The organism is Rhodococcus sp. R1101 (assembly GCF_000278445.1).
Classification (GTDB): Bacteria; Actinomycetota; Actinomycetes; order Mycobacteriales; family Mycobacteriaceae; genus Rhodococcus; species Rhodococcus gordoniae.
The window spans coordinates 1-9,969 of the sequence record NZ_AJVB01000108.1; the positions used below are offsets into that span (position 1 = coordinate 1).

General features: G+C 66.5%; 8 protein-coding genes and 1 pseudogene. 5 read left to right on the forward strand and 4 right to left on the reverse strand.

The window, feature by feature from the left end; translation table 11 throughout:
• Together R1101_RS26315 and R1101_RS0109670 are read left to right on the forward strand one after the other, a co-directional pair.
• Positions 1–218, forward strand: a pseudogene (locus tag R1101_RS26315) (hydantoinase B/oxoprolinase family protein); the annotation flags it as partial.
• A 65-nt stretch (positions 219–283) separates the two neighbouring features.
• Positions 284–1,483: an amidase gene (locus R1101_RS0109670; RefSeq protein ID WP_016933237.1), complete on the forward strand. Its 1,200-nt coding sequence runs from the start codon at positions 284–286 to the stop codon at positions 1,481–1,483.
• A gap of 57 nt (positions 1,484–1,540) precedes the next feature.
• On the opposite strand, the gene R1101_RS0109675 is transcribed toward R1101_RS0109670, so the two are convergent.
• From R1101_RS0109675 to R1101_RS0109690, 4 genes are read right to left on the reverse strand one after another with little or no spacing between them, the layout of a single operon-like run.
• Positions 1,541–2,971 carry an MmgE/PrpD family protein gene (locus R1101_RS0109675; RefSeq protein ID WP_016933238.1) on the reverse strand — a complete coding sequence of 477 codons (1,431 nt, stop codon included), beginning with the start codon at positions 2,969–2,971 and terminating at the stop codon, positions 1,541–1,543.
• Complete coding sequence (locus tag R1101_RS0109680; protein ID WP_016933239.1) at positions 2,968–3,804, reverse strand: cyclase family protein; 837 nt, start codon at positions 3,802–3,804, stop codon at positions 2,968–2,970. Before R1101_RS0109680 ends, R1101_RS0109675 begins: the two co-directional genes overlap by 4 nt.
• Positions 3,801–4,643: an HpcH/HpaI aldolase/citrate lyase family protein gene (locus R1101_RS0109685; RefSeq protein WP_016933240.1), complete on the reverse strand. Its 843-nt coding sequence runs from the start codon at positions 4,641–4,643 to the stop codon at positions 3,801–3,803. The genes R1101_RS0109680 and R1101_RS0109685 overlap by 4 nt, the downstream gene beginning before the upstream one ends.
• A complete protein-coding gene (locus R1101_RS0109690) occupies positions 4,640–5,434 on the reverse strand; it encodes an IclR family transcriptional regulator (RefSeq protein ID WP_016933241.1) in 795 nt (264 codons plus the stop codon). The genes R1101_RS0109685 and R1101_RS0109690 overlap by 4 nt, the downstream gene beginning before the upstream one ends.
• 264 nt (positions 5,435–5,698) lie before the next feature.
• On the opposite strand from R1101_RS0109690, the gene R1101_RS0109695 reads away from it, so the two are divergent.
• Genes R1101_RS0109695 through R1101_RS0109705 form a run of 3 tightly spaced genes read left to right on the forward strand, consistent with a single transcriptional unit; the run spans position 5,699 to position 9,785 of the window.
• Positions 5,699–7,066, forward strand: coding sequence for an FAD-dependent oxidoreductase (locus R1101_RS0109695; RefSeq protein ID WP_016933242.1), 1,368 nt, complete (start codon positions 5,699–5,701; stop codon positions 7,064–7,066).
• 38 nt (positions 7,067–7,104) lie between these two features.
• Positions 7,105–8,565: a dihydroorotase gene (locus tag R1101_RS0109700; protein ID WP_016933243.1), complete on the forward strand. Its 1,461-nt coding sequence runs from the start codon at positions 7,105–7,107 to the stop codon at positions 8,563–8,565.
• 11 nt (positions 8,566–8,576) lie between these two features.
• A complete protein-coding gene (locus tag R1101_RS0109705) occupies positions 8,577–9,785 on the forward strand; it encodes a CaiB/BaiF CoA transferase family protein (RefSeq protein WP_016933244.1) in 1,209 nt (402 codons plus the stop codon).
• The last annotated feature ends 184 nt before the right edge of the window (positions 9,786–9,969 follow it).

Consider the following 9,969-nt stretch of genomic DNA (forward strand, 5'->3'; position numbering starts at 1 on the left):
CCATCCGGGAGGGCGAAACCTTGGAGATCAAGCTGCCTTCCGGCGGTGGATTCGGCAATCCGTTCCTCCGTGATCCCTTCCAGGTCCTCAGCGACGTCTGGGACGAATACCTCACCGCGGAGGACGCTCGGCGCGACTACGGGGTCGTCGTCGACACCGACTCGTGGACCGTGGACGAGGACGCCACCGCGGCACTGCGCGCAGGGAGCCCATCCTGAGCGGCACCACAGGTCGGGCCGCCGCTATCGGCGGCGGCCCGACCGCTCGTGTTCTCGACGAAACATTGAGCAGCGTCGTCACCTGGATCGATCCCGCGAGCGGTGCCGCAACCGACGGGCCACTGGCGGGTATGCGAATCGGTGTCAAGGACAACATCGACGTCGCCGGCGTCCCCACCACCTGCACATCCCGTTTCTTCGCCGACCGCATCGCGTCCGCCCACGCGGACGTCGTCGGCAGGTTGCTCGCTGCGGGCGCGCAGATCACCGCGAAACTCAACATGGCCGAGTTCGCGGTGGGAGTCACCTCCCAGAACTCCGCCGCGGGCCCCGTTCGCAACCCCTGGGACCCCACACGCGTCCCCGGCGGTTCGAGCGGGGGCTCCGGTGTCGCAGTCGCTGCAGGACTGGTGGATGCCTCCCTCGGCACCGACACCGGGGGATCCGTCCGTCTACCCGCATCGGCATGCGGTATCACAGGCCTGCGACCGACCTGGGGATCGATCAGCAATGCCGGAGTCTTCCCGGTCAGCGACGCCTTCGACACCGTCGGTCCGATGGCACGGTCGGTGACCGAGGTTGCCCGCCTCTTCGATGTACTGCGTGTCGCCCCGGCCCCGTCGCCTCACCCCACTCGACGGATAGGGCTGCCGTCGGTGTTCATCACCGACGACGTCGACGCTGCCATCAGCGACGCAGTCCGAGCGGCGGCACGACAACTCGAAGAACTGGGGTACGAGACAATACCGGTCACCGTCCCCGGTGCTGCTCGCGCACAGGACATCGTGTACACGTTGTTGTATTCGGATCTTGCTGCGCTGCACCGTAACCGAATGCACTCCTCACCCGAACTGTTCCATCCCGACACCCTCGCACGCGTGTCCTTGGGTCTGTCCATCTCGGACTCCGAGAGAACAGCAGCGATAGCCGGCGCCGCGGAGTTCCGTCGCGGACTCCGTGCACTGTTCACGACCGTCGACGCCGTACTGACCCCGACCATGCCGGTCGACGTGCCTCGCATCGCCGGTGGCGACGATGTCATTGCACGCTCACGCCGACTCGGACAGTTCAGTTATCCCTGGTCCCTCCACGACGGACCCACGCTCGCACTCCCGGTCGGATTCCATCCTCGTTCGGGGATGCCGATCGGGGCGCAACTGACGGCGGCCGCCCACCACGAATTGCTACTCTTCGAGATCGGTGAAGACTTTCAGAGCACAACGGACTGGCATACCCGGAGACCGCCGCTACACATCACGCGGTGAGCCGCCATCGGAGGGGGCAGAGACCCCGTCGAGGCAGTGATACGCCCCGGTTCCCGATCAGCCGCGCACGGTTACCATCAGGGCCTCCAGGGAATCTGCGGTGTGCAACCCCAGTGCAGCTCGGACCACCGCTGCCGCACGCTCCGGCGACAGCCTGTTCTCGACATTGAGATCGAACTTCATCGTGAGTTCCTCGTCGGAAAGCGGATTCGCCGGACCACCACGATTGTGGTCGACCCGAGCCTCGTGCCAGACACCATCGCGAGTGCGTACCCGCAGCACTGCCGGGAACTGATAGGGGTAGATCTCGTCGCACCGGTCGTCGCTGCGGCTGGTGACCAGACCCGCGAGTTCGAGCGTGCGCGGATTCTTCGCGGCCTCGTCGGTGAAATCGGCATGTCCCACTCCGAGTCCCGATCCGCCGAGCAGCGCTCGTGCGACGGTGAACGGACCCGAGAACGCTGCATGATATCCGGATTCGGGGGCCGCTTTCGAGGCGGGAGGTTCGGCGATGGTGCGCAGGACCGGTTTCGGAACACCGAGTTCGATCTCCGCGATGTGGGCGGGGTCGAGCCCCTGGCGGACGAGCGTGCGTGCAGCGTCGATCCCGGCGTGGGTGAAGTGGTTGCACGGATACGGCTTGAAGAAGATGCCCGGCAGTTCCCAGCGTTCGCCCAGTCCATCCAGGACCTTCGCGGTGTCGGCTCGATCGCCGCAGAAGGCGTGCAGGAAACCGAAACGCCCTTCGATAACGGTGGGCGGTCCGGTGAGGCCGGCGCGAGCAAATTCTGCCGAGGTGACCCCGGAGTGTGCCGCCCATCCGCAGTGCGCGCGCTTGACCGTGCCACCGGTGCGGTTGGCTTCGAGCAATCCGGCGCCGAAGCTCGCGGCGATGCCCATGGCGTCTGCGATACCTTCGGCGTCGAGGCCGTACAGCATCGCTGCGGCAGCAGCCGAACCGACGGCACCGCAGATGGATGTCGCGTGCAGGCCACGTTCGAAGAACTCGGAGTTGCCGAGTTCTTCGTCGTAGCCGCCCATCCCGAGACGGACCACGATTTCGATGCCCACGCCCGCAGCGTCGAGGACGGCTGCGCCGGAGGCTCCTACCGCTTCACCCACGGCGAGCGCCGCCGGGATCACCGAGGCGGACGGATGCAACACCGACGGGAGGTGGGTGTCGTCGGAGTCCATCGAATGGGCGAGTGTGCCGTTCACCAGCGCGGCGGTGGCGGCCGGAAAACGTTCTCCGGTGCCGATGCCGGTGGCCGCGGCCGCACCGGCCCAGTTGCGTGCCACCTCGGTGACGGCACGAGCCGAGGGCTGGTCCTGCGCCGCGAGGGAGTTCCCGAGCAGATCGAGTACCCGCCGCGCGACGTCCTTCCGCAGTTCTGCGGACAGTCCCGTGGTGCGGATGTCGGCGGCGAGGGCGGCGAGCCGACCCACGACCGTTCCGGTCAGGTCGTGTCGGGTCTCGGTGCCGGTCACGAGGCCACCACCGCGACGGGACGGACCGGCGATCCGGTGCCGCCGGTGATGCGCAACGGTGCCATGACGAACGTGAATTCGGTCAGGCCACGCGCGCTGGCGTCTTCGAGGTTCAGATGCTCGATGATGTGAATTCCGTTCTCCACAAGCAGCACTCGATGAACCGGAAGAACGCTGTGTCCCTTGCCCGGGGGGATGTGTTCGAAGGCGGTCGTGTCGGCGCCTGCGGCTGCGATGCCGCCGGCCGCGAGCCACCGCCCCGCACCCACATCGGCACCGGGGACGCCGTCCTGCTGGCCGAGATAACGCTGCGGATCGTCGAAGTGCCGGGCCCACCCGGTACGGATCAACACGACATCACCGCGTCGCGGCGTCACCCCCGCGGCGTCGGCCGCATCGCGCAGGTCCTGTTCGGTGACCGCCTGCCCTGCTTCGAGCGAATCGACACCGCGGACCCGGGCCACGTCCAGCAGCAGTCCGCGACGAAGCATGAAGGGGATGGATTCGGCGCCCAGCTGCGAGAACTTCCCACCACGCTGCGCTTCCTCGGCGTCGATACCCCCGTGCAGCTTTCCTTCGTGGCTGACGTGGGAGAGCGCGTCGACATGGGTGCCGACGTGTCCACCGGTCACGATGATCTCGTTGGATGCCGATCCACCGTCGGGCCGGACCATGTCGCCGTGCCGACGGATCAGCGTCATCCGGAATCCGGGATGGTTCGGCGAGCAGGGCATACCGGTCGTGTGGGGGTGCCCGAGCTCGACGATGTCGACGTCGGTATCGACGACCGCATTCAGCAGTGCGTCGGGACCGGCGATGGTGTGTTCGGTCATGATGTGACTCCTCGTGCTGTGATGGCCTGAGCTCGGTCGAGAACGACGCGAGCGTTCGCAACGACCGCCGGATCGATGAATCTGCCGTTCTCGTCGAGAACCGCGGACTCCCCCGCTGCCGACGACGCGGACGCGTCGTCGACGATTCGCTGCGCCCACTCCCGCTCTTCGGCGGAGGGCGTGTAGGCCTCGTTGACAATGTCGATCTGATTCGGATGGATGACGGAGCGTCCGAAGAAACCTTGGACACGGCCGGTTCGGGACGATTCCGCCAGCCCTTCGAGATCTCCTACCGCGGTCCAGACACTTTGAACGGGCGATGTCAGGCCGGCGGCGCGGGCCGCTGCGACGATCCAACCACGCGCCCAGGCGAGTCCCTCGTGCCCGGCACGAAGGTCGGCTGCGAGATCGGCTTCACCGAGCGCGATTCCGGTCACCCGGGTGTGGGATCGCGCGATCTGCGGGGCGGCGAGCAGGCCCGCAGCGGATTCGACGATCGCATGTACCGGACAACCGAGCCGGTCCGCCGTCGCCGCCACCGCGTCCGGGTCGTCGGCCTTGGGCAGGCGAACACCGGCCGGCGCCCGATCGGCGCGCGACAACGCCGCGATCTCCTCGTCCAGCCAGTGCGATCCGATGGCGTTGAGCCGCAACCAGACAATGCGATCAGCGGGTGCATCGCGCACGGCGGCCACCGCATTGGCGAGCGCGTGTTTCTTCGCCTCGACCGGTACCGCGTCCTCGAGGTCGATGACGACGGCGTCGGCGGCACTACCGAGCGCCTTGTCGATGCGGTCTGCGCGATGTCCCGGGACGTACAGCCAACTGCGGGGTGTCATACGGGCTCTCCCACCGGAGCGTGGACTTGCCGGTACCCGAGCGCGCGGGAAACCCTCTGCGCCGCTTCGACGAGTGCATCCTCGTATCGGTCGAACGCTTCGTCGGTCATGCGGTAACTCGGTCCACAGACCGACAGGGAGCCGACCACCGTGCCGTCGGCTCCGAAGACGGGTGCGGCGATCGACGCCGCGCCTTCCTGCCGCTCACCGGTCGAGCGGCACACGCCGCGTTCACGCGCCTCGTGCAGCACTGCGCGTAACGCGACCGGATCGATGACGGTCTTCGCGGTCAGGCGCGTCAATTGCCGGGACAGCACATCCTCCTGCTCGGACTCCGACAGGTACGCGAGGATGATGCGACCCGACGACCCGCTGTACAGCTCGAAGCGACGTCCGAGTTCGACGGTCATCTTGATTTCCTGGGTGCTTTCGACCTGGTCGAGGTAGACGCGTCCGCCCGGCAACCGGCCGGTCACCGTCGCGGTCTCGCCGGTGGCGCGTTGGAGGTCTTCCAAGGCGCTACGGGCGGCGCGGCGGAGGGGGGAAACGTCCAGTGCACGAGCGCCGAGTGTGGCGGCGGCGGGGCCGAGCAGGTAACGGCGCGTCGAGGGTTCGTAGAGCAGCAGTCCGCATTCGACGAAGGTCGTGAGGATGCGGTGCGTGACCGCTTTGGAGATCCCGGTGGAGCGGGCGATCTCCGATACGCCGAGCGCGCTCGATCGGCGACCGAACTCGAGCAGCACTTCCGCGGCTCGTGCGGCAGAGGTGGTGCCGCCAGTTGAGGACTCCATTATGGCTCCGTTCCCCGGTCGGTTCAGGTGGTGAACACGTTGACAGGTCTGCTGGACATGCTGCAGGAGCGATACGACCGTTCAAGGCCATGGACACTTTGTACCGCCTGGCGAAACAATTGTCCAGACCCACTCATCGGGGTGACTGTCCGTTCATCAGGGATGATTCCCAAAATTGGCACTTGCGTATTGTTTCGAGGGGGCGCATAGTGCAGGAGATCACTTTCTTTCGTTTCTCTGAGCGGAACAATATGAGGAGGCGGTGTGACCGATCCGGAATTCGACCTCGTCGTTGCCGGCGCGGGCGGCGGACTCGTCGCGGCCCTGCGCGCCGCGGAATCGGGCGTGAACGTTCTGGTGATCGACGCCGACGAGCACTTCCAGCGCGGCAACAACACCTCGATGTGCACGGCGATGATCCCTGCTGCCGGCACGCGCTGGCAGCGCGCAGCAGGCGTCCGAGACAGTCCCCGACGTTTCCTCGACGACATCACCCGCAAAACCGCAGGGACGGCAGACCAGCGGGTGGCTCGGGCGCTGACCGATGCCAGCGGCACGCTGGTCACCTGGTTGGCCGACAGTCAAGGACTCGACCTCGAACTGGTCACCGACTTCCGATACCCGGGACACACAGCCGACCGCTGCCACAGCATTCCCGGCCGCCACGGCTCCCACCTGCTCCGTCACCTGGTGCAACGCGCCCAGGCACATCCCCGGATCGAACTGATCGTCCCGATGAGTCTCCGCGAGGTCCTCACCATCGACGGCCGCGTAACCGGGGTCGAGATCGCTACCCCCGACGGAAACACCGAGCAGCTCACGACCGGGGCCGTCCTTCTGGCGACGAACGGCTTCGGCGCCGACCGCGACCTGGTCCGGACCCACATGCCCGAGATCGCGAATGCCCACTACCACGGCGGCCGGTTCAGCCGCGGTGACGCGCTCCGCATCGGTGAGCGACTCGGAGCCGACACGGGTTTCCTCGACGCCTACCAGGGCCATGCTGCACTCTCGTCTCGCAGCCAGACGCTCGTCGGCTGGGCGACCGTCGTCCACGGCGGTATCGTCGTCGACAGCACCGGCCGGCGATTCGCCCCCGAGACCACCGGTTACTCGGAATTCGCAACTCTGCTTGCCGCCCGGCCCGGATCTGCCGGCTGGATCATCATCGACGAGCACATCGAAGAACTGTGCTCGGTGTTCGACGATTTCCGCACGGTCGCCGAGAGCGGATCGCTCGTGCGAGCCGCCACGGCCACCGACCTCGCCGAGACCATCGGTGTTCCCCTGCCGGCGCTGGAGGACGAGCTCACCGCCGCCCACCGCGCCGCGACCGGATTCGAGCCCGATCGGCAAGGCCGCACCGATATCCGGCATCCCCTGACCGCGCCGTACATCGCGATCGCCGTCACACCGGCACTGTTCCATACCCAGGGTGGACTCGTCGTCGACGAACACGCCCGCGTACTCGCTCGCGGAGTCCCGATTCCCGGCCTGTACGCATCCGGCGGCGCAGCCGTCGGAATCTCCGGCCACGGAGCCGGCGGCTACCTCGCCGGCAACGGCCTGATCACCGCACTCGGTCTGGCATTTCTCGCCGCCGAACACGTGAGCAGCACCGTAGCCGCGTGAAGACGCATCACCTGTCCAGATACTCGCCAGGAGAAGACATGACCACCTACCTGATCAAGAACGGCACCGTCGTACGCACCGAGGACACCGCGTCCGCGGAAGGCGAGATCGCCGACGTCCTCGTCGTCGACGGCACGATCGCCGCCATCGGCTCCGACCTCCGGGCCGAAGACGCCGAAATCGTGGACGCCACGAACAAGTTGGTGTTTCCCGGCGTCGTCGATGCCCACCAGCACTGGGGCATCTACAACCCGCTGTCCGAGGACACCCACACCGAATCCCGCGCGAGCGCTCAAGGCGGCGTCACCACCGCCCTGACGTACATGCGCACCGGCCAGTACTACCTGAACAAGGGTGGGGCCTACGCCGACTTCTTCCCCGAGGTCCTCGACGCGTCCGCCGGTCGCAGCTACATCGATTACGCATTCCATCTCGCCCCGATGTCCAAGCAGCACATCGGCGAGATCCCCGCGCTCGCGTCGGACCAGGGCGTCACGTCCTTCAAGATCTTCATGTTCTACGGCAGCCACGGTCTGCACGGGCGCTCCACATCGCAGAGCGACTTCCTGATGATTCCCGAGGACGAACGCTACGACATCGCGCACTTCGAGTTCGTCATGCGCGGAGTCCAGAAAGCCCGCGAGCAGTTCCCCGAACTCGCCCCGCACATCTCGCTGTCTCTGCACTGCGAAACCGCCGAGATCATGAGTGCCTACACCAAGCTGGTGGAACAGGAAGGCACACTCACCGGCCTCGCCGCCTACAGCGCTTCCCGTCCTCAGCACTCCGAGGGTCTGGCCGTGACGATCGCGTCCTTCCTCGCCGATGAGACCGGCCTGCCGAACATCAACCTGCTGCACCTGAGTTCGGCGAAGGCGATGAAGGCGGCCATGAAGATGGCCGACGCCTTCCCGCACGTGAACTTCCGCCGCGAGGTCACCATCGGGCACTTGCTCACCGACATCGACAACGCCAACGGATTGGGCGCCAAGGTCAACCCGCCCATCCGTCCGCGTGAAGATGTCGAGGCCCTGTGGGAACACCTGCTCGCCGGGAACATCGACTGGGTGGTCTCCGACCACGCCTGCTGCAAGGACGAGGTGAAATTCGGCGAAGATCGCGACGACGTGTTCGCGGCCAAATCCGGTTTCGGCGGCACGGAATACCTCCTGCCGGGCCTGATCAGCGAAGGCCGCAAGCGCGGCCTGTCGCTGCGCCGTATCGCACAGCTGCTCTCGTCCAACCCGGCCGACCGTTACGGTCTGCCCGGCAAGGGACGACTCGCCGAGGGCGCCGACGCCGACATCGCGATCGTCGATCCCGACCGTACCTGGACGGTGCATGCAGCGGATTCCGAATCCACCCAGGAGTACACGCCTTTCGAGGGATTCGAACTGTCCGCTGCTGTGACCGACACCTTCGTGCGCGGTAACCGGGTTCTGACCGACGGAGTCGTCACCGGCACGCCTGCCGGCCGCTACCTCGCCCGTCCGTACTGAGGAGACACCAGTTGACCGACGACAAGACCCCTGCCGGACCTCTGCGCGGGATCAAGGTCCTCGACGCCTCCACCATCCTTGCCGGGCCACTCGCCGCCCAGATTCTGGGCGACTTCGGCGCCGAGGTCATCAAGATCGAACATCCGGCCAAGCCGGACGGCATGCGTGGGCACGGCCTGGACAAGAACGGCGTCCCGCTCTGGTGGAAGATGGTCGGCCGCAACAAGCAGACCGTCACCCTGAACCTGAGCACCCCGGAAGGTCAGAAGATCTTCCGTGATCTCGCCGCCGACGCCGATGTGGTGGTGGAGAACTTCCGGCCCGGCACGTTCGAACGCTGGGGACTGTCCTATGCCGAACTCGCCGAGCGGAATCCCGCACTGATCATGTTGCGGGTCACCGGTTTCGGACAACAGGGACCGTATGCGACGCGTCCCGCGTTCGGCACACTGGTGGAATCGATGAGCGGCTTCGCCCATCTCACCGGCCACCCCGACGGACCCCCCACACTGCCTGCATTCGGTCTCGCCGACTCCATTGCCGGTATCGCCGGGTCGTCCGCAGTCTCCATGGCGCTGTTCGAACGTGAGCGCAACGGCGGCACCGGACAAGAGATCGACCTCGATCTCCTCACACCGATCATGACCGCGGTCGGGCCCGGCGTGATCTATGCCGATCAACTGGGCATCGACCAACAGCGCACCGGCAATCGGTCGCAGAACAACGCCCCCCGGAATCTCTATCGCACCAAGGACGACCATTGGGTCGCCGTGTCCACGAGCGCCCAGACGATCGCAGAACGCGTACTACGTCTGGTGGGGCACCCCGAGGTCATCGACGAGCACTGGTTCGCCACCGGCCGCACCCGCGCGGAGCACGCGGACCTGCTCGACGAGTACGTCGGTGGATGGATCGCCGACCGTACCCGCGACGAGGTCGTCGAGGCTTTCGAGGATGCCGGCGCCGCAGTGGCACCGGTCTACCGCCCCAGCGACCTGCTGACCGATCCCCAAGTCGTCGCGACCGACATGGTCACCACTGTCGACGACGACGAACTCGGCCCCGTACGCATGCAGAACGTCATGTGGCGCATGGGCCGCTCCCCCGGTGCGATCCGCCACGCCGGGCGCCCTGCCGGTGCCGATACCGACAGGGTCCTCTCCCACCTCGGGTGCACTCCCGAGCACATCGACGAATTGCGGGCCCGCGGCGTCATCTGACCCTGCGACTGCGTCATCCGAGGAGTTCGCTATGAAATCGCGTTGGTGGACCATCGCCATCATTCTGGGCCTGGTAATCGTCAACTACATCGATCGCAGTGCCATCTCGTTCGCAGCATCCGACCTGCGATCCGAGTTCGGGATCACTCCCGGCGAGTACGGCGTGATCAGTTCCGCATTCTCG

What these genes read in the sequence shown, in the direction of transcription:
- R1101_RS0109700 (WP_016933243.1), top strand. Translation starts at nt 7,105, where the DNA reads ATGACCACCTACCTGATCAAGAACGGCACCGTCGTACGCACCGAGGAC.
- R1101_RS0109680 (WP_016933239.1), bottom strand. Translation starts at nt 3,804, where the DNA reads ATGACCGAACACACCATCGCCGGTCCCGACGCACTGCTGAATGCGGTC.
- R1101_RS0109685 (WP_016933240.1), bottom strand. Translation starts at nt 4,643, where the DNA reads ATGACACCCCGCAGTTGGCTGTACGTCCCGGGACATCGCGCAGACCGC.
- R1101_RS0109690 (WP_016933241.1), bottom strand. Translation starts at nt 5,434, where the DNA reads ATGGAGTCCTCAACTGGCGGCACCACCTCTGCCGCACGAGCCGCGGAA.